The following is a 20869-nucleotide window of genomic DNA, read 5'->3' on the forward strand; positions in this document are numbered from 1 at the left end:
CCCTTTCGCTCCCTCTCAGCGCTTGCCGGCGAAATCCTGCACGATCGTACCTGCGATCCTGAGCGGCTCGCGGACCCGGAACACGCCGACGACGATCGCGAGATAGAGACAGCCGCAGAAGCACCCGGACAGGAACATGCGCAGGAGGACGGGATAGGCCCCTAGAAGCGCGGCTTGCAGCCACCAGCCGGCAGCTGCGGTCGCGACGGCGCCGATGGTCTGCGGTCCGACGGCCCGGATCACGACCTCCGCACCGATGCCGATCGGACGTCCGGCATACATGACCGACGGCAGGGCGATCAGCGAGTATCCGACCACGACGCCCCAGGCCACGCCGACCGGCCCAAATGGCAGCCCCACCAGCACCGCAACGACCTGCGCGACGAGCGAGATGATCCCCCAGGTCTGCCACCGGTCCGCCCTTCCGAGCGACAGATGCAGCCAGCCCTGCGAGCCCTCGACGACGTGCGAAATGCCGCGCAGCGCGATGATGCTGAGCAGCGCTCCCGCAGCCTGCCACTTCTGCCCGAGCAGGACGACGGTCAGGTCCTCGGCGGTGACGGAGAGGATCGCCGCCGCCGGCATCACGAAGAAGGCCAGGATCGAGAGCGCCGCCTCGTACTTCTGCCGCAGCGCGACCGGATTGGTCTGCAGCTTGCTGAGCGCCGAGCTTCCCACCGCATGCGTCTGATTGAGCGCCGCATAGATCGAGTTGTCGTACAGGTTCATCGCATTCTGGTAGTACCCGACCTGATCGGGCCGGTAGAGCAGACCGAGCGCGATCCGGTCCACCGCCCGTGACAACGTATAGGCCACAGTGAATCCGACCACGTGGAGGCCAAAACGCACCATCGATCGCACCTCGGCGTCGAACACCGGCGCGCTGGGCCGCCAACGGCAGGCTGACCACGCGGCGACCACGACGCAGATCGATGTCACGACGGGGCGAATGACCAGCGCCCAATAGCCGTAGCCCTCGAATGCCATGGCGACGGCGGCAACCGTCCCCGCCAGCGTGCCGAACAGCTGGATCCGACCGATGCGGCCGAACTGCAGCGTGCGCCGGAGCAGCGCCATGTGCTGATTGGTCAGCCCGGACAGCACGAAGGTGATCGCGACGCAGAGCGCGATCGGCTCCAGTCGCGGATCACCGTAGACCCAGGCAATCAGCGGACTGGATGCAGCGACGACGATCGCCACCGCCGCGCCGATGCCGGTGCTGACCCAGAACAGGCCGCTGACCTGGGCCGGTGTGATCCTGCTGCGCTGGGCGGTGGCGTCGAGCAGGCCGAAGTCGATCAGGAGCGGCGCGAAGCTCGTCAGCACGGTGATGATGGCGACGAGCCCGAAATCCTCCGGCGCGAGCAGCCGGGCCAGGACGATGGCCGCTCCGATCTGGAGCACGGCATTGCCGTATTGGATGACGATGGAAATCAGACCTCCGCGCAACGCGCGGCGTCCGAGATCGTTCGACTCCCGATGTTCCTCGAAATAGGCGGCGACGGCTTCCGACATCTCCGTTCAATCGCTTTCAAACATTGCAACCAACTTTCCTATTCCCAGTCACGGCCAAACAGATCCGTACAGGGCAATGAAACATCCAATCGTCGAAATGCAGCCGGTATAAAATCGTCTGCAGCCGAAACATGGGCCGCCGGGGCGCGATGACGCCACTTTGTGGCGGAGAGAAGGATTGAAACATCACTGCGCCAACAATGCCGGCTCGCGATCTAATTCATGCTCGCGCGCCACCCCCGGACCGGCCGCCATCTCGGCCAGCCTCTTCAGCCGATCCTTGCGTGCAGCGACGCCCGGCATCGGTTGCAGACCCGTGGCCTCCAGGATCGTCTCCCACCGATACACCCAGTCGTGCCGCATCAAGGTCTGGGCCATGCCGCTTCGCCGCATCCGGTCCTGCCGGACCGGGTCACCGTCCAGCTCCCTGATGACCCGGTCGATGTCGGGCGACGTGTGCGGCACGTCGACCATCGCCTCGGGCCAGTCGAACAACCGCGGAAAGAGTTCGTTGTCGGGACGCTCACCGAGCATGATGGCTCCCGATGCCGCGCCCTCGAAATACCGGTAGCCGAACTCGACCTGCCGCCCGGTCTCCTGCGGCTCGTCGAACTTGCCGGGATTGACCAGAAAATACCTGCTCCTCTTGGCGAGGTTTGCCATCTGGGCCCGGTGTTCCCGGAGGTCGATGGCCTGGCTGCCGCCGATCGTGTCGTGGAGATAGAACAGGCCGCTGTCCCGCGCCATCGCGAGCAACGTTTGGTGCGTGACGCGGGAGCGGCGCCCCATGCTGAAGACGTCGATGACCCTTTCGGGGGGATCGGGATAGGGACAAAAGCGGATCGCGTCGATGGCGAGCGGGAGATGCACGCAAGCCTGGCCGATCTCCTCGCTGAGCGGCTGCACCGTACTGATCTGGAACGGCATCACGACGTCGAACTTGGCGAGTATCTTCAGGAAATGCCGGTGCTTGGCGATCTCCTTCACCCATAGCTCGTCCAGCAGACACACCGAGGTCCTGGACGCACCTCTCAGATCCTCGATCGCATCGAACATGATCAGGTCCTGCGGGAATCCACAGATCGCGAACAGAACGTCGTATTGCTGCCGCGGCTGGATCCGCGCGATCCCAGGATTCAACAGCACGGGCGCGTGGTAGCCCAGCCGGGTGGCGAAGCTCGCCCGTCTGCGCGACGGATCGAGCTCGGGCGCGAACAGCTCGGCGGAATCGACCTCGCAGATGATGTCCTCGAACTCGACGTGGGGGCCGCGATTGAGCGCCTTACCGAAGATGTTTCGGAGTGAAAAGACGGCGATGCGGGGCTTGCCCGGTTGCGAACTCATGACGCCTCACTCTGGTCTTGTCGGCTCACATGCTCCGGTGCTGACGGAGAGGGCGATGACGTTACGATAACGAGGCCGGCGTCCAGCGCGATCCGTGCGGCGGCCTCGATTCGCGCGAACGGAACGTCGGCCCGGACTGCCATGTCGAGCAGGCTGTGCCTGCCATCCGCCAGATTGAGGACCCAGAGGAGGTCCATCTGCGTCGCGCCACCTGCCTCGCGCTGACCGGCAATCGCGCGATACAGACCACGCCGTCCCAGTTGCGGCTCCCCTCGCCCATCGACGCGCTCGTAGATGCAGTCACGATCGAGCAGATCCAGCACCTCCTCGATGACGGCGTAGGATTGGTCGAGACAGTCCGGCTTGACGAAATTCAGATTGTCGGCCGAGGTGTGATATTCGGGGAATGTGCCGTGCACGCCGCGCATCAGGCACCCGACCGGTAGATCGAATCCCGGTGAGCAGAACTGCCGCTCGTCATATCCATAGGGACTGAATGGCAGAATCTCGTGAGGATGCCCTGATTGCTTCAGGACATGCGCGACGACGCGATCGATGGTCGCGCCCCGCCGGCTTTGCTTGTAGTGAAATCCACTGGGGTCGCCGAGACAGGTGAGGACGAGGCCGTGTTCGACACGGTCGAGATCCCGCTCGTTGCGATCGAGCCATGCAAGCGCGCCGATCGTTGCCGGCAGGAATAGAAATCGGTACCCGAGCCGGCGGGGCCGTTGCGCTTGCCGCATCGCCAGCGCCGTCATGACGGCAATCCCTGAGAGATTGTCGTTGGCGAGGCTCGGATGGCAGACGTGGCAGGTGATCAGGACTTCCTTGTCCGTCTGTCCGGGGACGAAGAATTCGCCGTAGGTCAACGATCCCTGCAAGAGCTCGCTGTCGATCTCGACGTGGTAGCTGTCGTCCGTCATCTCCCGCCAGAGACGATCCGGCAGGCAAAACCCCCAATCGTCGGCATAATAGCCGGTCCGGTATGGAATGAGATCAGGCTGCTCCGGCAAGGTATGAACGTGCTTCGCAAGCTCAGCGCGGCTGAGCACCGCCTGGACCGGCCTGCTGTAGCCCATCACATGCAGATTGCTGTCGGCGAAGTCGACGAGACGGCGACCGGACAGGGTCGAGATCGTCGCGCGACGAATGTTCCACTCCGCCGGCACATGCCAGTCGAGGACGGGCGTTCCGGACGGCACCTCGTGAATCACGAGGTCGACATAGCGTGAGACGATCTCGAGCGTCTGACGGACCCCAGCTCCCGTGAGGCTACGGTTGATTGGAAACAGCTCCGTAATCAGATCATGGAGATCGATCGCCGGCGCCCGCGGCCCAATCGATGATGTGAGGATGTCCAGCATGACCTGCGAACCTTGCATCATCCGTCAGGCCGATGCCTGCGCGGCATCGGCTGCGAGACCGCCTGTCGCCAGCGGCACGATCGTCGGCTGATAGATCAGATGATCGCGGGGCGCCTCGACCTGATCATACGGCGCGACGACCTCCTCAGGCAGCCGCGCGAGATCGGTCACCCGCAGGAAATCGCGCAGGTTCGTGCCCGTCGACTCCGAGTCGACGTTGACGGCGCCGCGCCTGCCGCTGACGTCGGCAAAATGCACGGTACGGAAATCGATGCTGAACCGCGTCACGCCCGAGGTATTCGGCACCGACGAATGCAGATGCGATCCGGAGAAGATCGTGACACCGCCGCTCGGCGCGATCACCCGGATCTGCGGATCCAGTGCAATCTCCTGCTCCGGCTTCGGCTGCACCCGTGTATCGGTCTTGATGTGCTGCGCCGCCGATGCCCGCGAGGTCCGGTTCCACTCGTAATAGTTATAGTTTCTGGAGCCGTTCTTGATCGCTTCGTCGAAATAGCGCGGGTGGAATGCAAGGCCGTTGTCTGGCGCGATGTCATACACCGGCAGCCACCAGTTGAGCTGGCACGGCGGCGCCGAGTACCAGGTGTCGCGATGAGGGTGGAATGCGAATGCGATCCCGGTGGTGAGATAGTCATCGCTCGTTGCCGACCGCAGCCGCGGCACGTCGAAATAGGTCAGCTCGGGATCGCAGCCAAGCTCGCGGAGCGCTCCCTGCACCAGCTCCTTCGACCGGGCGTGATGAATGAAGAATGGCTTCAGCCTGACGAGAATCTCGACGTAGCGCTCGACAGGAAGCTCGAATTGCGCCGTCCGCGGATCGTAAGGATGAAACGCCTCCTCGATCAGCTCCCTGGCAAACGCGACCAGCGCATCGAGCGAGGGCGTCGGCGAGTACAGGAACAGCGCACCCTCGTACAGTTTCTGGCGCCGCTCGTGATCGGGCATGATGGCATCAACGAAAATGTTCGTCATTCCGTGATCCTCCTCGACAAATAGTCAGAACCTTCGAGGCGATCGGGCCGCTCCGGGGCCGCCAGATTCCTCCCCCAAGACACCGAGCTGCCGTCATGCTGCTTCACCACAGCTCCCGCTCAGCAAGCGAGGGCCAGGCGGCATCCTTGGCCGACAACACCGTCACCGGCTGCGGCCATCGGATGCCGATCATCGGATCGTCGTGCCGAAAACCGTCCGAGAGCTCCTCGACATAGTCCTCACCCATCAGATACTCGACCGTCACGTCGTCGGTCAGCGTCTGGAAGCCATGGGCAAAGCCCGCGGGGACGTAGAGCATCCGCGCCGTCGAGGGACCGAGCTCACAGGCATAGACCTCGCCGCGCGTCGCAGAATCCGGTCTGATGTCGACGATGACGTCATGGATCAAGCCGGCGCTGCAGCGGACGATCTTGGCGTCGGGCTTCGGCGCGCGCTGGAAATGCATGCCGCGGACGGTGCCGCGGAGACGGGTCACCGAGCTGTTGCCCTGCACCGGGATAAACGCGACGCCCTGCTCCGCAAAGGTCTTCGCGCACCAAGTCCGCGTGAAGCTGCCGCGCTCGTCGGAGCGAACGGTAAGCTCGATCAGCCGCGCATCCGACCGTCCCAGCTGGACAAACCTCATGGCTCAAAACTCTTCGCCCAATCGTGCGGCAATGCCCTGCTCTACTCCTCGATGGTCGCCTTGGGGACCGGCACGATGAACCGGCCGCCCCAGTCGCGGATGGCCGCCATCTGCGCCTTGATCTCGCTCTTGATGTTCCACGGCAGGATCAGGACGTAGTCGGGCTTGGCTTCGAAGATCGCTTCCGGCGGCAGGATCGGAATGCGAACGCCCGGCATGTAGCGGCCCTGCTTGGACGGGGCGCGATCGACCGTGAAGTCGAGGAAATCGGTGCGGATCCCGCAATAATTGAGCAGCGTCACGCCCTTCGCCGGGGCACCGTAGCCGACGATCTTCTTGTTGTCGCGCTTCAGTGCCGTCAGCAGCTCGAGCAGAGCCCGCTTCGTCTCTTTGACCTGCTCGTTCCAGGCCATGTAGATCGCGTCGTCATGCAACCCATAGGCCCGCTCTCGTGCCAGGACGTCGGCGACGTTCGGGCTCTCCGCATGAGCGGCGCCCTCGTGACAGACGAAGAACCTGATCGAGCCGCCATGCGTTTCCGGGAGCTCGACGTCGAAAACGCGCAAGCCCGCCCGTGCGAAGATGCGCAGGCCCGCGATCAGCGACAGATAGGAGAAATGCTCGTGATAGATGGTGTCGAACTGATGCCGCTGCATCAGGGTCAGCAGGTGCTGGACCTCGAAGGTCGCGACGCCCTCCGGCGCCAGCAGAATTTTGACGCCACCGACGAAGTCATTGATATCAGGAACGTGCGCGAGCACGTTGTTGGCCGTGAGGAGATCGGCCGACCAGCCCTCCTCCCGGAGGCGGGTCGCATAGTTGCGGCCAAAGAACTCGATGCGGGTCTCGATGCCCTTGGTACGTGCAGCCAGCGCAACGCTTTCGCAGGGTTCGACGCCAAGGCAGGCGATCCCCTTCTGGAGGGAGTATTGCAGCAGATACCCGTCATTCGACGCGATCTCGACATGCCGCGAGGCCGGACCGAGCTTGAAGCGATCGGCCATGGCTTCGACGTAGCGCCGCGCGTGCTCGAGCCACGAGGTGGAGTGCGAGGAGAAATAGGCATAGTCGGCGCGGAAGATCTCGGACGCGGCCAGGAGGTCGCGTGTCTGCGCCAGACGGCACTCGCGGCAGACGAAGGTCTCCAGCGGATAGAACGGCTCCGCGCGCATGTAGTTGGCCGGATCGATGTAGTCGTTCGCGACCGGCGAGGCGCCGAGGTCGATCAGCTTGAGGGTCAGGTCGTCGCCGCAGTGCCGGCACTTGGGCGCGACGCCGACGGCGGTGGGAAGGGTCAGTTCCATGGTGTCTCCGTCACTGTCTTTGCCGGCCGAGGCGAGCGTCTGCCCGGCGCAATCACGTCCATTGCAGCCTGTCGTTGATCCTGGCCGTCTCCATGTGGTCCTGCAGGACCTTGAGACGGATCAGATCGGACGAGCGAAACTCGGCATCCTTGAACTGCATTCTCTTGAGACCCTCGACCAGGTTCTGGATCGACTGGTCCAGGGTGACCTGCGGTTGATGATCGGGTGCGAGGGAGCGGTACAGGCCGAAATCGACCTTGTAGGAGCGGCTGTCCACCGGCGCGGAGGTGTTGATCGATACGCTGGTCCCGGGCACTCGCGCAGCCACCGCATTGGCGAGATCCTTGACCTGGTAGTTGCGGTCGTCGGAGCCGGCATTGATGGTGAGGAAGCGGCCGCCCGTCGCCGCCGGCCGGTCAATCGCCCAGTCGATCGCCCGCGCCATGTCGGCGACATCGATCAGAGGGCGCCAGGGGGTGCCGTCGGAGAGCACGCTGATCTGGCGACGGGTGAGCGCGCAGGCCACGAAATCGTTGAGAACGAGGTCGAGCCGCAGCCGATCCGACATGCCGCAGGCCGTCGCAAAGCGCAGACAGGTGATGGTCATGCCGGTGTCGATCGCGGCGAGTTCCTGCTCCGATCCGATCTTCGACTTGGCGTAGGCCGTGATGGGATTGAGCGGATCGCTCTCCTTGCGCGGCGGTCCGTCGGCGATGCCGTAGACGCTGCAGCTCGACGCGAACACGAAATTCTTCACACCAGCCGCCGCAGCCCTCCTGGCGAGCGATACGGTGGCGTTCTGGTTGACGTCGAGCGTCACCTCCTGGAAGCGATTGCCCATCGGATCGTTGGAGATCGCCGCCAGCTGGACCACGGCGTCATAGCCACGGAGGTCGAGCGACATGTCGCGGACGTCGCCATGGATCTGCTCGTCGAGACATCGCTCCGGAACAACCGGCGCTCCGGTCAGGCAGTGCGCGAAATAGGCGTTGTCGAAGCCGTGTAGCGTCGCATCCGGGCGCTGCGCCCGCAGATGCCGCGCGACGACCGGACCCACATAGCCCATGTTTCCGGTGATCAGTACCTTCAAAATCGCACCCTCTATGTCACCAACCAAAACGAGAATTTAAATCACCCTCCAATAGATTATAATTTAATTTTCCAGCCAGCGTCCAGTGAATCCGTCAGCAAGCGACGTCGCCAGCCGCTTTCTCCGGCGCGGCACATAAAACTCCGTGAAAACCCGTGTATTTACCCCGATCCGCCTGATGTCGCGACCATCCGGCCGGCGCGGCATCAGGCGCCCTCTTGATTTAATTAATTGGCTCAAATTAAATAACGCCACAAAAGGGACAAATGTTGACCGCAGATCTCGGCAGCTTTAATTCGATCACTGGCAAATGAGGCGTCCCGCGCGGGATGCCCCGCCCGCCTCGATGACGCATTGATTTAAGCATTGAAAGACAGAGCATGACACTATCCGCCGGCGACTGGGTCGAAGTGCGCAGCAAGGAAGAGATCCTGGCCACTCTCGACGCAAACGGGCGCCTGGAAGGGCTGCCGTTCATGCCGCAGATGTTCAAATGGTGCGGTCAACGCTTCCAGGTCTACAAGCGCGCCCACAAGACCTGCGACACGGTCACCGGATACAACACCGGAGAATGGCTCGGCCGGCGCCTTCCCAACGCGGTGCATCTGGAGCACCGCTGTGACGGCGAGGCTTATGGCGGCTGCCAGGCGGCCTGCCTGATCTTCTGGAAGGAGGCGTGGCTCTCCCCGGTGGATGCGACCAAACCCGCGCCGGCCGGCCCGGACCGGGCGGCTGCGCCTCAGCCGTCCGGCGGATGCACGGTGCGCGCGGTGTGGGACGCGACGAAGTCGCCGGATCAGCAGCCGGGAAAAGGCCCGCGCTACGCCTGCCAGGCAACCGAGCTGCCGACCTACACCCAGCCGCTCAAATGGTGGGACGCCCGGCAATACGCTGAGGATGTCGCGTCCGGCAATGTCTCGCTCGCGAAGATGTTGAAGGGCTTTCTCTACTTCGCCTATGTCGGCGCCACCATGGCACGCCGTCCGCGGCTCGGCCGGCCCGCGCGCTGGGTCTACGACCGCGTCCAGTCGCTGTGGGACGGCGTCCCGTTTCCGCGCAAGCGCGGAGATCTCCTGACGGACAAGGACGCGCCGATCGCCGATCTCGGGCTGCAGCCCGGCGATCTCGTCCGCGTCCGCCCGCACAAGGACATCCTGGCCACCATCGACAAGCAGACCAACAACCGCGGCATGGGCTTCGACGCCGAGATGGTGCCCTATTGCGGAAAGGTGTTCCGGGTGCGAACGCGCGTCGAGAAGTTCATCGACGAGCGCACCGGCTACATCCGGCGGATGAAGACACCGGCCGTCATTCTCGACGGCGTCTATTGCCAGTCGCGCTACAGCGAGAACCGATTGTTCTGCCCGCGCGGCATCTATGCGTGGTGGCGCGAGGTCTGGCTGGAGAAGGTGCCGGCCACCGCAATCGAGCGTCCGCCGGCAGAGGAGATCGTCGAACTTCCCCGACGGGCGGCGGGCTGACTGCCGGCCGCAGCCACGCATCGCGGCCAAGCGCCGCATCTCCTCGCAGATCGGACATCGCCGATCGGACATTGATGCGGCGTCCGCGAGGACCTCACGGCGAGCGGATTCGGCCGCCGTTCACCCCAAGGACAGCTTGCGCACGACGAATGCCTCGGCATAGCGCTCGGCGGCGCGGCATTCCATGCCCCGCAGTCGCGCCAGTCCCATGAACGTTTCCGGGTCGAACCATTGCTTGGAGCGCTGGCTGCCGAAATGCGCCATCAGCAGCGCGACCTTCCGCTTCATGATCCGCTCGGAGACGGGCATGTAGACATTGGGCCGTCCGAGATCGCCGTCCCATTTCGGAATCTCGTACTCCAGCACGAGATGATCGCGGAACGTGTTCCAGACCAGGCGGTTGACCTGCCGATGATCCTGATGGGCGTCGTCGCGGCGGTGAGCGAGAATGACGTCCGGGTTGATCCGGCCTTTGAGCTGCTCGAACCAAGCCTTGATCTCCTCCCCCTGCTCGGGGAAGAAGCCGTCGCGGAACTGCATGATCTCGAGATTGCGGCCGGCGGCTTCGGCAAGGAAATCGTCGGCAGATGCTCGCGCCTCGACGCCGCGCTCGCCATTGCCGCTGAGCACGCACCAATGAACATCCAGGCGGACGCCCTGGTCGAGCCAGGACAGCAGCGTGCCTCCGGCCCCGATCTCGATGTCGTCGGAGTGCGCGCCGAGACACAGGACCGACAGCCGGTCGCCGCGACCGGCGAGCTGCAGCGCCCTCATCCGTTCACCACCGCCGGAAGGCTGGCGCCGAGCTGCCAGGGCGTGTCGCCGCGCTCGATCATCTCCTCGAGCACCTGGCGGTCACGGAGCGTGTCCATGGCCCGCCAGAACCCTTCGTAGCGGTAGGCCATCAGCTCACCGCGATCGATGAGTCGCTTGAACGGCTGCACGACGAGTTCATCACCCTCGTCGATATAGTCGAATATCTCCTTGCGGAAGATGAAGTAGCCGCCGTTGATCCAGATGTTGGAATCGTTGCTCGCTGCCATGCGGCCCACGGTGCCGTCGGCGTCGAATTCGGCGAGGTGAAAGCTGATCGGCGGGTGGATGGCGATGAAGCAGCCGATCTTCCCGCTGCGCTTGAAACGATCGATCATCTCCGGCAGCGGCGCGTCCGTCAGGCCGTCGCTGTAGTTGGCGAGAAAGATCTCCTCGCCCTCGACCATGTGCCGGACCGCCCGCAGTCGCTGACCGATGTTGCGCCAGATGCCGGTGTCGACCAGCGAGACCCGCCAATCCGGGGGGCGATCGCCCAGCAGCTCGACCTTCTTGCCGAACTGCGAGATCGTGCAGTCGGTGGTGGACGCCTGATTGTAGTTCAGGAAATAGTCCTTCACCACATTGGCCTTGTAGCCCAGGCACAGAACGAAATCCCGGTGCCCGTACTGGCTGTAATACTGCATGACGTGCCAGAGGATCGGCTGGTGGCCGATCGGAATCATCGGCTTCGGAATGCTCTCGGAATATTCGCGGATCCGCGTCCCGAGCCCTCCACAGAACAATACGACCTTCATGGCGCGACGTCCTTCAGGTTCTCAATCTTTGAAATGAGCATCATGATCTTCCAATCTCGCCGGCCGGCCTCGAAGACAGCTCGCCGTGCCCTCGCTTCGCCCTCCCGGCTGCACGAGGAAAACCTCCCCCTGCATTCGGTCGGCTGCGGACGCGTCACCCGCGTCGCGGGCGCCCGGCACCGGATTAATAATCCAATTATATCTCTTTTTAAATGCCATTCTTGGCCACCCGCATTGAAATATCCGTTTCACGAACATTAAATCGTCACGCGGGCATTGCCAGGACCGACTTGGAGGGGGCGAGCGGCCTCGTTTCCGTCCTCCAGAACCGGCATTCCGGCGTCACCGGCCTCGTCGCGGTATCGGGAGACGTCCGACGGCGCGAATAAATCCCAATGGCAGTTTTTAATTGTTTAAATTAAATGCCAAAACATATAATGACGGCTAATCGCTATTTAACCGAGTTTCGAACACCGACATCCCATGCATTACGTGGATCAGCCCAAGACTCTCGATCGAAATGGCATGCCGGCCGTCCTCTTGGAACGACAATTCCAAGGGCGGAAATGGCCCGTCCACTACGACTCGGTGGAGCCCTTCGCGATCGCGGCGGACATTGCAACGATTACCATGTCGAGCGTCCTGTCCGGGTTTCTGTATCATCTGCAGGATCCGGCGGGAGCCAACGACGTCAGTAAATCGCTCGGATTGGCGATCCTCGTGTCGGCGCTGTTCGTCTCGCTGATGAAGATCCGCGGGATGTACCGGCCGGCCGAGCTCCTGATCCTGCCGCGCCAGATCCGCGCGGCCTGCCTGACCTGGGTCACGGCGTTCCTCGTGCTGGCCGGCGCGCTGTTCGCGCTCAAGATCGGGAGCGAATTCTCGCGCGGCACCAGCATCGTATTCGCGATGTTCGGGCTCGCGACGCTGATCCTGCATCGCCGCACCACCGCATATCTGCTGGCAAAGGGGCTGGCGGAGAGACGATTTTCCGGCCGAAACATCGTTCTGATCACCGATGAAGCAAGCAAGGACAACGCCGGGCTGACCCAGGTGCTCACCGACACCGGCTTTCGCGTCCAGCGACACTTCCTGCTTCCTGAGCCCGACGCGGATCCGGATCAGCGGCAGCGGATCGTTTCGAGCGTGATCGATTATGTGCGCGGCTCCGATATCGAAGAGATCGTCGTCGGCGCCAATCCCGAACCCTGGTCCGATCTGCGAACGCTCGGCGCGGAGCTGAGAGTCCTGCCGTTTCCAGTGAGTTTCGTGCCGGTCGGAACGGCTTCGGACATCTTCAAGCGGCCGTGCCGCGAACTCGGCAATGCGGTCTGCATCGAGCTGCAGCGCGGCCTGCTGAGCCCGCTTGAACACGCCACCAAGCGGCTCATGGATGTCATGCTGGCGGGCATCGCGCTGGCATTGATGTCGCCGCTGCTCCTGCTGGTGGCGATCGCCATCAAGCTCGACTCGGCCGGGCCAGTGCTGTTCCGGCAGCAACGCTGCGGATTCAACGGCCGATCTTTTCAGATCTACAAGTTTCGCACGATGTCCGTTCTCGAGGACGGGCCTTCGATCGTCCAGGCCCAGATCGGCGACAGCCGGTTCACCCGGCTCGGGACCTGGCTGCGCCGGACCAGCATCGATGAGCTGCCGCAGTTGCTCAACGTCCTGGACGGCAGCATGTCCCTGGTCGGCCCCCGCCCCCACGCATTGGCGCACGACAACGAATTCGACAAGCTCGTGCGCAACTACGCGTTCCGTCGCCGCGTCAAGCCCGGACTGACCGGCTGGGCGCAGGTGCATGGCTGCCGCGGCCCGACGCCCACGCGTGCGTCGATCGAACAGCGCGTCGAATTCGACCTCTGGTACATCGACAATTGGAGCCTGTCGCTCGACGTCGCGATCCTGCTGAGGACGCCGATCGAGCTGATCCGCGGCAACAATGCCTATTAGGCGCATTCGCAACGGATGATGATCGCGAGCCAATCGGCGGAGCCGTGCGGGGCAGATCGGACGGGCCCACTTCGGTCAGGTCTTGATCGGCGGATCGCGACGTTGCGGCGTCAAACCGCTCACATGTCGTTCGTGGATGCTGAGAGGGCGAATCAGGCCCGGTATCGACGCGCAGCGTCGCTCAACTATCGGCGCGACGAGCTTGATTGAAGCTACCCCGATCAGGCGCGCTGACGGCGACTTTTCGAAGCGCCAGCCCCATTGATCGCAAATTCCTCGATCCGATGCCCGGTCTTGATCGCCGCCACCAGCCAACGCGGCTGCTTGCCTCGGCCGGACCAGGTCTCGGAGGTCTGTGGGTTGCGATACTTCGGCAGGACCCGGGGATATTTCCGCCGCGCCTTGCCGCTGGTGGTGTAGGATTGCCCACCCTCGCTGCCGGCGCCTTCGATGGCACCGCGGCTGCGGTTGAGAACCGCCAGACGACGTTCGAGTTCGCGCTTCTCCGACGTGATCCTCACGGCGAGGATCTGACTGATCTGCTCATGGAGAGACCAGAGGTCATCGAAAGACATCGCCTCGAAATCGATCTTCTTGGTGGACATGCAGCGACCTTTGTCTGTGATCTCTATCCTGCCGAATTAACGTCATATAATTCGGTATTTCGTTCCGCAAGTGGCTCACGCTCGGAAAAACTGAATATTTGAGTTTATACCAATCCGGCTAGACCTAATGGTTGTAACTCAAACAATTATCAACCCGCAACCCCCTTTTCCGAAATTATGTCGCACCGCCCCCAGATTGTGGCAACATTCGTCTGCACGCTGGAAGAAGTCGCCGAATCAACACGATTTGCAACGGATTCGCTGCTTATTGAGGCAAGATCGCGTCAAAGTGACGTAGGTTTGATGATCAAACGGTGCCGAATTCGGTCGCTGAACATTTTCACCGCGCCATGTTTTTCAAAGCTGCCGCGAGGGCTTACAACCTATTTGGGCGAGCCCCCCGATAACCCGGATCGAGATATTTTTGCATGCGCACAAAATGTCGCGAGCTGGTTTAATTGAGCCCGCATCGTGAACATGCCGCAAAGCCGCCGACATCGATTCGGCGAATCAAGCGCCTTCGCCAAACACGGGATCCTTCAGGCGCGCTCATGCGAATCAGACTCAAACACGTCGCGCCGACGGCATCCGGGGTCGCGCGGCGTGAGACAGGCACACCACCGGCAGCGGAAACTGACTGCCGCGCGATCGGCTGTAGCGTGGAGGACGGCTGCGGTCACCCGGCGGCCCGATCCCCCGCCCACCGGTGACATGGGTTCCGGCCGGCACTGTCTCGGGGCGCCGTCTTTGCGCGATACGACGGCTGAAGAACGTCCAGATGACGTCCGGCCGTCGCTGCCAGCGACAGCAGCACTGGGCGATCTGATGCGCCGTCGGGGTCGATGCTGAGCGGCTGTCGCCCCGCGCCGGCAACCGGCGCGACCATGACGGCCGGCCGCCGCGCCGATCAATTTCCGATGCGATTATTTCTGCTGCCTGGTCCGACCCGGCACCGCCGGCTGGGGCGCGATCAAATGAGCCGTCCCGCGGCGGCGCCGCGTGGCCATCGGGCGACGCCTGGGAGCCGCGGACTTCTTCGCGCGCTTGCCCAGGCTGCTGCTGATGGATTGGATCTCCTCGAGCAGGGCATCACAAAGCTCGATCTGAGACCGCAGCGCGGATTGCGGCGAACGGCCCGACGATGGCCGGCCGAAACGTGATTTCGCAAGGCGCATCTTATTCAGCGATTTCAGGACAGCATTCAGAGCGCCACCGCCGCCATCCGTCTCAATATCCTCGATCAACGCGGTACCAAGCTCGTCACACAAGGACGGACCCCACTCATTGGCGAGTTTTGAGGGATTTTTCTCGACTTCCGGCAAACCGTCATCGCGACGATGCACGGATTCGATTTTAGAAATTAAATTAACCACTCGCGACAAGTTAATTTACCATCTGGCAGCAAGACATTAAATACCTCTGGCACTCGCTACGGTTTGCAGTAAAATGCTACCGCATTGCCAGAAAGGACTTATTAAGCACCTTTGGTCCGGTACAATTGAAGCTTTAGTTTGTTCAGTCTACCGTTTTATGTCTCCGACCGCGCGTAATCGTCTGGACACGATTAATTTAATTTCAGATCACGTAAAAACACGGTGCGGAACTACCCATTTAATCGTCTGCGCGATGATCGACACTCCCGAACACGGCTGGGGCGGGCGCCAGCCGTCGGAACGAGCACGGCCCGCATCAACCATCGCGGCCGCCATCTCGCGCCAAGCTTGACCATGAAGCTGCCGAGCAGAGCGTCCAGCGCCCTTCGGAGACGCCGAGGAAAGGGCCGAGGTTACCACATCATGGGCCGTTCCGGCGCTCCGCACACCACCGCGCGGCGGTACAGCACGCCCCGGGGCGTCTGGACGGCGACACGCCGAATGCACCCGGGATGAATCGCGAGATTGTAATGAAACGGAGTGGCCTCGAATGCCCCGTGCAGCCGGCAGAGTCTGCTGAGATCCGGCCCGCACTCCGTCAGCGGATAGAGGCCGCGCGCGGACGCGGGATCGGATAGGCCCGTGAAGGCGATCGCGAAAGCAGCTGCGGCGATCCTGATCACGTTCGACAATTGCGTGCTCCGTTGCAAAGAGCCTCAATGGCTGGAGCAGCAGCATAGACTTGATCGGCGGCCTTGGACAGCCGGCCGCCCGCTTGCGGTCCCGGCGCCCCGTCCGATGGCCTTGGCTCACCGACTCGTTGCGCGGCCTGCGATGTCGTCGCCCCCCTGCCTGAGCGAAGCGACTCAGGCTAACCGTTGCGCAACGGCTTTGTGCTTAAAATTGCTCGGCTCCTGTTAGGTCGAACGGATCATCCGTCCACCATGGACCTCCGGCGGAGTTGACAGCTCATTGCGGTAATATGGTAAGGTCAGACTGTGACCTAATTGGCACGGCCGGGCAAAAGCGGACCAACCCGCCCGGCGGTGCGCTTTCGTCCAGTATGGCCGCCGGGTAGGTTGAAATATGTGGGACGTTCTCCCTTCTTGGTGGAGGGAGCAGCGTGGGGAAACGTATTTTTGCTGTATTCGGGGATGGGTTTGAGGGCCTTGATCAATCCGCGCGGGTCGACCGGCGGCGGGGGGTCTCCTGTGCGCAACAGCGCAGTGGACCCGAGCGGCTTTCATAGCCTTTGCCGTGGCTCGCGCGCGCTCCTAACTCTGGTGATCTTGGCGCTTCTGCCAGCCTGTTCCTTGCTCCCCGGAACAGGACCGACCAGCGACGCAGTGAACGACAATGCCACGGCCAGCGTGCGGTCGAACACGGCGCTTCCCTATGCGCTGGTCGACATCAGCCCCGAGACGATCGGCTTCCTGTCGCAGCCCAACATGGTCACGTTCCAGGGCGTGTTTCCGGACAAGCGGCCGAAGCCGGTGCAGGTCGCCGGCATCGGCGACGTGCTGAACGTTTCCATTTTCGAAGCCGCCCCAGGCGGGCTGTTCACGCCGCCCACGGCCGCCGGCGCCCGTCCGGGCAACTTCGTGGATCTGCCGGCGCAGGCGGTAGACCAGCAAGGCAATATCCGGGTTCCCTATGCGGGCGAGATCGCCGCCGCCGGCCGGACTCTGCCGCAGATCGAGCAGGACATCGTCTTCCGGCTCCAGAAGCGCGCCCTCGAGCCGCAGGTCGTCGTCAGCCTGAACCAGCAGCATTCCAGCGTGGTCAGCGTGCTCGGCGACGTCAATACGCCGGGCGTGCTGGCCCTCAACAGCGTGGGCGAACGCCTGCTGGCGGTGATCGCACGTGCGGGCGGCCCGAAGCACGAGGCCATCGAAAGCTACGTGACCCTGCAGCGGGACGGCAAACGTGTGCGCGTGCTGCTCAGCCGCGTGGTGCAGGATCCGCGCGAGAACATCTTCATCCGCCCGAACGACGTCGTCTACATCACGCGGGAATCCCCCACCTTCACGGCCCTCGGCGCCCTCAATCAGAACGTCTTCGGCTTCAATTCCGAGATTTCGTTCGATACGGAGACGCTGACGCTGGCCCAGGCGATCGGCAAGGCGGGCGGCCTGAACGATCAGCAATCGGATCCAGCCGAGGTCTTCCTCTATCGCTACGAGGAACGCCCGCTGCTGCAGAAGTTCGGCATCGATACCAGCCGCTTCATCTACGACCGCATTCCGACCATCTACCACGTCAACCTGCGCGACCCCTCCGGCATGCTGCTGGCCTCGGGCTTCCAGATGCGCAGCAAGGACGTGATGTACGTCGCCAACGCCAAGGTCGTCGATTACTACAAGCTGCTGACCCTGATCAACAACACGGCGACAACCACGTCCAACACGGCCACGGCGGTGATCAACGTCAACACGGCGACGAAGACCAGGTGGTGAAGCACACCGACGGGCCGGTAGCGGCCTGAACAGGCGCCGGAACGTCGAGGGTGCGGCTGGACCAGAGCCCGCCGCGCCGCTCGATGTTGCGGTATCGGACGGCGATCGCGTGACAAGCCGTTACAATCCGGCCAATCACCGCGACCAAACGACACCGGCGGTGCATCCGCCCGCGACATCCAACGCACAGTATCCCTCTGCAGGCGACGCGATCGCCGGCGCGAACGAATTGGGAGACTGACGTGAAGACATCCATCGCGACCTTTTTGCTCGTGGCAGTCCTTTCGGCGGCAGCCGCGGTCGACGCGAATGCCTGGACCCGCAGCGGCTCGGTCGCCGGACCGCGCGGCACCACCTCATTTGGCGGCTCCGGCAGCTGCTCCGGCGGCGCCTGCGCCTGGCAGGGTGGCGGCACAGGTCCCGCCGGCCGCAGCTGGTCGCGCTCCGGCTCCGCGAGCTGCAGTGACGGCAGCTGCACCCGGCAGGGCCAGGGCACGGGACCGCGCGGCAACTCCTACAGTTACAGCCGCACCGTCACGCGCTGAACGAACACCATAGCGTTGCTGCTCGCGGCCTCCCTGAAGCATCGATGTCGCCGGTCCGCCTGCCTCTCCGGGGCGGACCGGCGCGCCGCCTCCATTCGATGAGGTCGGATGCGCGCCATGCCCATCTTCTCTTCCCTACCGCCGTCGACGCGCATGATCGTGCTGCTGACGGCGCTCGGCTTCATGACGCTGGAATATGGGCTCGGCCGGCTCGCAGGCCGCAAGACTCACGACCTGCGCGAGACCGCAGCCTCGTTCGCCATCGCGATCGGACAGCATCTGATCCGCGCAATGGTCGCGCTCGTCGCGGCCTTTCCCTTCACCATCGCCTATCGCCACAGGATCTTCGATTTCGACACGAGCCGGCCGCTCGCCCTGCTCGCATTGTTTCTCGCCAGCGAGTTCGTCTACTACTGGCACCATCGCGCCTCGCATCGGGTTCGCTGGCTGTGGGCCACGCATGCCGTGCACCACTCTTCGACGCATCTGAACCTGACCGCCGCCATTCGTCTCGGCTGGACGAGCGAGATCTCCGGTCATTTCCTGTTCTATCTGCCGCTGGCGCTGCTCGGCTTCCATCCGCTCGCCATCATCGGCATGCTCGGCGTCAATCTGCTCTACCAGTTCTTCATCCATACCGAGCTCGCGCCGCATCTCGGTCCACTCGAATATGTGCTGAACACGCCGCGACATCACCGCGTCCACCACGCTGCCAACGAGTCCTGTCTCGATCGCAACTATGGCGGCGTGCTCATCATTTTCGACCGGCTGTTCGGTAGCTTCGCCGAGGCCCCGGCCGGCGAAACCTTGCGCTACGGCCTCGTCGGCGTTGCGCCGAGCTTCAATCCGTTGCGGATCGCATTTGGCGAATGGATTGCGATCGCCCGCGACCTCGCGGCAGCCCGGAGCTGGGCGATGCGGCTGCGCGTGCTGGCTGCTGCGCCCGGACAGAAGCTCCACCGCGGGGAGTCACCCGACAGCCGAGAAGGATGCTCATGATGTCACATCTCCGATCGTTCATGGCCGCCATGGCAGCGGCTCTGTTCGTCTCGACCACGGCGGTCGCCGCGGAGCGCGGCATCACCATCGACACAAGCGACGGTCCGCGTCATGCGCTGGTGATGACCACGGGCAAGACGCCGCAGCCGACCGTGATCGTGCTCCATGGCGCGCTCGGCAGCGGCGCCGGCACCGCGCGCACGACCGGTTTTGCCGAAGCCGCCAGAGCTCATGGCTTCGCCGCGGTCTTTCCCGATGGCCTCGACTGGCAATGGAATGACGGCCGCGACGGCCGCTCCGGCGGTCCCGATGATGTCGGCTTCATCCGCGCCTTGGTGCGGCAGCTCGTCGCCGACGGCACGGCCGACCCCCGGCGCATCTATCTTGCCGGCATTTCGAATGGCGGCATGATGAGCTTCACCCTGGCCTGCAAGGCGCCGGAGCTGTTTGCCGGGATCGGCACGGTGATCGCCAACATGCCGGATGGCATCGCGCCCTGCGCCGCGCGGCCGGTGCCGGTGGTCATGATCAACGGCACGGCTGATCCGATGGTGCCCTATCGCGGCGGCGAGGTCGGGCTGCGCGGCGGGCGCGGCCGGGTGTGGAGCGCTGAAAAGACGGCGGAGTTCTTTGCGCGGCGCGACGGCTGCGGCGCGCGCCAGGCCGCGGCGCTGCCGCATCGGGATCTCGCCAGCGACACCTCCGTCACGCAACTCAGCTGGCGCGATTGCCAGGTGATCGGCGGCGTGTCGCTGTATCGCGTCGAAGGTGGTGGACATGCCCTGCCCGGCCGCCGCCCGCTGGCGCCGCGCCTGCTAGGCCCGAGCAATTTCGACATCGATGCCGCCGAGATCATTCTCCGCGCGTTCGATCTCGCGCGCACGCTGTAGTCCGGCAAGTCCGCCCAGGCTCCGACCGTGCCGAGACGGCGCGGTCACCAGTGTGCGCGCGAGCTCAGGCGGCGATCGTCGGCGTGGTGTTCGGTTCGCGTGGCAGCTCTGCCTCGCCGTGCGAGGGAAGATTCTCGCCGCGGATGCCGAGCGGCTGTCCGATCCACAACGCGTGCGCGGTGTGATCGGCCAACGGCTCCGTCGTATTCGGATGCACGAGCACGCTGAGGCGACCATGATTGAGCATCAGCCATGGCACCAGCACTGGAAACACGTCGACCGCGAAGGCGACTTGATACATCGGCCGCTCGTGAGGCCCGACCAGCGCGTCATGCCAACGCCCGAGCGTCACAAGGAAGCGGTCGGCAATCCACTGCCGCAGCTGCGCGGCTTCGGTTCGGGTGGCATCATCGAAATAGATGTGGGCATGAAAGCTCGCAATTGCGCTCAGGCGATGCGGCTGCCCCGCCGAGGTCGTTTCCATCCGCGCCTCTCGATCATTTTCAATCGCGTTGGCCGCGCGGGCGAACTGATGCGGCATGGTCATCCTAGCATCGCTAGCCCGGCCTCAGTCGCGGCGCGAGTCATCGGCGGCGGACTCTGGCCTCGAGAGCTCCGCGGGGCTCGAGCTTCGACCCCGGCAGCATGTCGCCGCGCGAGCTGACGCACCAAGACAAACGACAACGCCGCGCTGAGGTTTCAGCGCGGCGTTGTTGTTGTTGGGGTGTGAAGAGGGGATG

Annotated in this window: 19 protein-coding genes; 6 read left to right on the forward strand and 13 right to left on the reverse strand. The window is 63.6% G+C overall.

Annotation, left to right across the window (positions count from 1 at the left end; translation table 11 throughout):
- Window positions 1-15: 15 nt before the first annotated feature.
- The 7 genes from QX126_RS12665 to QX126_RS12695 form a co-directional block, all read right to left on the reverse strand.
- Window positions 16-1515: a lipopolysaccharide biosynthesis protein gene (locus tag QX126_RS12665; protein ID WP_315739483.1), complete on the reverse strand. Its 1500-nt coding sequence runs from the start codon at window positions 1513-1515 to the stop codon at window positions 16-18.
- 186 nt (window positions 1516-1701) lie between these two features.
- The gene (locus QX126_RS12670) at window positions 1702-2859 is read right to left on the reverse strand and encodes a glycosyltransferase (RefSeq protein WP_315739482.1); all 1158 of its coding nucleotides are present in this window, start codon (window positions 2857-2859) and stop codon (window positions 1702-1704) included.
- Window positions 2856-4223, reverse strand: a complete 1368-nt coding sequence (locus QX126_RS12675; RefSeq protein WP_315739481.1) for a DUF4910 domain-containing protein — start codon at window positions 4221-4223, stop codon at window positions 2856-2858. The genes QX126_RS12670 and QX126_RS12675 overlap by 4 nt, the downstream gene beginning before the upstream one ends.
- A gap of 24 nt (window positions 4224-4247) precedes the next feature.
- Window positions 4248-5216, reverse strand: a complete 969-nt coding sequence (locus QX126_RS12680; protein WP_315739479.1) for a phytanoyl-CoA dioxygenase family protein — start codon at window positions 5214-5216, stop codon at window positions 4248-4250.
- A 103-nt stretch (window positions 5217-5319) separates the two neighbouring features.
- A complete protein-coding gene (locus tag QX126_RS12685) occupies window positions 5320-5862 on the reverse strand; it encodes a dTDP-4-dehydrorhamnose 3,5-epimerase (RefSeq protein ID WP_315739478.1) in 543 nt (180 codons plus the stop codon).
- Between the two features lie 41 nt (window positions 5863-5903).
- Window positions 5904-7166 (reverse strand): class I SAM-dependent methyltransferase, encoded by a 1263-nt coding sequence (locus QX126_RS12690; protein ID WP_315739476.1) that lies wholly within the window; start codon window positions 7164-7166, stop codon window positions 5904-5906.
- A 52-nt stretch (window positions 7167-7218) separates the two neighbouring features.
- Complete coding sequence (locus tag QX126_RS12695; protein WP_315739475.1) at window positions 7219-8256, reverse strand: SDR family oxidoreductase; 1038 nt, start codon at window positions 8254-8256, stop codon at window positions 7219-7221.
- Between the two features lie 380 nt (window positions 8257-8636).
- On the opposite strand from QX126_RS12695, the gene QX126_RS12700 reads away from it, so the two are divergent.
- A complete protein-coding gene (locus QX126_RS12700) occupies window positions 8637-9737 on the forward strand; it encodes a hypothetical protein (protein WP_315781261.1) in 1101 nt (366 codons plus the stop codon).
- A gap of 120 nt (window positions 9738-9857) precedes the next feature.
- Here the strand turns inward: QX126_RS12700 and QX126_RS12705 are convergent, their stop codons facing one another.
- Complete coding sequence (locus QX126_RS12705) at window positions 9858-10511, reverse strand: PIG-L deacetylase family protein (RefSeq protein WP_315739471.1); 654 nt, start codon at window positions 10509-10511, stop codon at window positions 9858-9860.
- Window positions 10508-11305 (reverse strand): glucose-1-phosphate cytidylyltransferase, encoded by a 798-nt coding sequence (locus QX126_RS12710; RefSeq protein WP_315777018.1) that lies wholly within the window; start codon window positions 11303-11305, stop codon window positions 10508-10510. The genes QX126_RS12705 and QX126_RS12710 overlap by 4 nt, the downstream gene beginning before the upstream one ends.
- A 483-nt stretch (window positions 11306-11788) precedes the next feature.
- Here QX126_RS12710 and QX126_RS12715 point away from each other — a divergent pair, with 483 nt between their 5' ends.
- Window positions 11789-13261 carry an undecaprenyl-phosphate glucose phosphotransferase gene (locus QX126_RS12715; protein ID WP_315739469.1) on the forward strand — a complete coding sequence of 491 codons (1473 nt, stop codon included), beginning with the start codon at window positions 11789-11791 and terminating at the stop codon, window positions 13259-13261.
- 221 nt (window positions 13262-13482) lie between these two features.
- Here QX126_RS12715 and QX126_RS12720 read toward each other — a convergent pair whose 3' ends face one another.
- The 3 genes from QX126_RS12720 to QX126_RS12730 form a co-directional block, all read right to left on the reverse strand.
- Window positions 13483-13866, reverse strand: a complete 384-nt coding sequence (locus tag QX126_RS12720; RefSeq protein WP_315739468.1) for an H-NS histone family protein — start codon at window positions 13864-13866, stop codon at window positions 13483-13485.
- A 923-nt stretch (window positions 13867-14789) separates the two neighbouring features.
- Window positions 14790-15248, reverse strand: coding sequence for a hypothetical protein (locus QX126_RS12725; RefSeq protein WP_315739467.1), 459 nt, complete (start codon window positions 15246-15248; stop codon window positions 14790-14792).
- A 404-nt stretch (window positions 15249-15652) separates the two neighbouring features.
- On the reverse strand, window positions 15653-15922 hold the full coding sequence (locus QX126_RS12730; RefSeq protein ID WP_409998109.1) for a hypothetical protein: 270 nt from the start codon (window positions 15920-15922) through the stop codon (window positions 15653-15655).
- Window positions 15923-16327: 405 nt separating this feature from the next.
- Between QX126_RS12730 and QX126_RS12735 the strand changes: the two genes are divergently transcribed.
- The 4 genes from QX126_RS12735 (at window position 16328) to QX126_RS12750 (ending at window position 20129) form a co-directional block, all read left to right on the forward strand.
- Window positions 16328-17695 carry a polysaccharide biosynthesis/export family protein gene (locus QX126_RS12735; RefSeq protein WP_315781270.1) on the forward strand — a complete coding sequence of 456 codons (1368 nt, stop codon included), beginning with the start codon at window positions 16328-16330 and terminating at the stop codon, window positions 17693-17695.
- A 242-nt stretch (window positions 17696-17937) separates the two neighbouring features.
- Window positions 17938-18240 (forward strand): hypothetical protein, encoded by a 303-nt coding sequence (locus QX126_RS12740; RefSeq protein ID WP_315758308.1) that lies wholly within the window; start codon window positions 17938-17940, stop codon window positions 18238-18240.
- 117 nt (window positions 18241-18357) lie between these two features.
- Window positions 18358-19239: a sterol desaturase family protein gene (locus tag QX126_RS12745; protein WP_315781263.1), complete on the forward strand. Its 882-nt coding sequence runs from the start codon at window positions 18358-18360 to the stop codon at window positions 19237-19239.
- Window positions 19239-20129 (forward strand): alpha/beta hydrolase family esterase, encoded by an 891-nt coding sequence (locus tag QX126_RS12750; protein WP_315781265.1) that lies wholly within the window; start codon window positions 19239-19241, stop codon window positions 20127-20129. The genes QX126_RS12745 and QX126_RS12750 overlap by 1 nt, the downstream gene beginning before the upstream one ends.
- 64 nt (window positions 20130-20193) lie before the next feature.
- On the opposite strand, the gene QX126_RS12755 is transcribed toward QX126_RS12750, so the two are convergent.
- Window positions 20194-20613: a DOPA 4,5-dioxygenase family protein gene (locus QX126_RS12755; protein WP_315781271.1), complete on the reverse strand. Its 420-nt coding sequence runs from the start codon at window positions 20611-20613 to the stop codon at window positions 20194-20196.
- Between the last annotated feature and the right edge of the window lie 256 nt (window positions 20614-20869).

It is taken from the genome of Bradyrhizobium sp. SZCCHNPS1003 (assembly GCF_032381555.1).
GTDB lineage: Bacteria > Pseudomonadota > Alphaproteobacteria > Rhizobiales > Xanthobacteraceae > Bradyrhizobium.

Bases quoted from the DNA above. Each gene is read 5' to 3' on its own strand.
- QX126_RS12675 (WP_315739481.1), bottom strand. From the start codon at position 4,223: ATGCTGGACATCCTCACATCATCGATTGGGCCGCGGGCGCCGGCGATC.
- QX126_RS12680 (WP_315739479.1), bottom strand. From the start codon at position 5,216: ATGACGAACATTTTCGTTGATGCCATCATGCCCGATCACGAGCGGCGC.
- QX126_RS12665 (WP_315739483.1), bottom strand. From the start codon at position 1,515: ATGTCGGAAGCCGTCGCCGCCTATTTCGAGGAACATCGGGAGTCGAAC.
- QX126_RS12720 (WP_315739468.1), bottom strand. From the start codon at position 13,866: ATGTCCACCAAGAAGATCGATTTCGAGGCGATGTCTTTCGATGACCTC.
- QX126_RS12755 (WP_315781271.1), bottom strand. From the start codon at position 20,613: ATGGAAACGACCTCGGCGGGGCAGCCGCATCGCCTGAGCGCAATTGCG.
- QX126_RS12685 (WP_315739478.1), bottom strand. From the start codon at position 5,862: ATGAGGTTTGTCCAGCTGGGACGGTCGGATGCGCGGCTGATCGAGCTT.
- QX126_RS12715 (WP_315739469.1), top strand. From the start codon at position 11,789: ATGCATTACGTGGATCAGCCCAAGACTCTCGATCGAAATGGCATGCCG.
- QX126_RS12745 (WP_315781263.1), top strand. From the start codon at position 18,358: ATGCCCATCTTCTCTTCCCTACCGCCGTCGACGCGCATGATCGTGCTG.
- QX126_RS12670 (WP_315739482.1), bottom strand. From the start codon at position 2,859: ATGAGTTCGCAACCGGGCAAGCCCCGCATCGCCGTCTTTTCACTCCGA.
- QX126_RS12710 (WP_315777018.1), bottom strand. From the start codon at position 11,305: ATGAAGGTCGTATTGTTCTGTGGAGGGCTCGGGACGCGGATCCGCGAA.
- QX126_RS12690 (WP_315739476.1), bottom strand. From the start codon at position 7,166: ATGGAACTGACCCTTCCCACCGCCGTCGGCGTCGCGCCCAAGTGCCGG.
- QX126_RS12705 (WP_315739471.1), bottom strand. From the start codon at position 10,511: ATGAGGGCGCTGCAGCTCGCCGGTCGCGGCGACCGGCTGTCGGTCCTG.
- QX126_RS12750 (WP_315781265.1), top strand. From the start codon at position 19,239: ATGTCACATCTCCGATCGTTCATGGCCGCCATGGCAGCGGCTCTGTTC.
- QX126_RS12700 (WP_315781261.1), top strand. From the start codon at position 8,637: ATGACACTATCCGCCGGCGACTGGGTCGAAGTGCGCAGCAAGGAAGAG.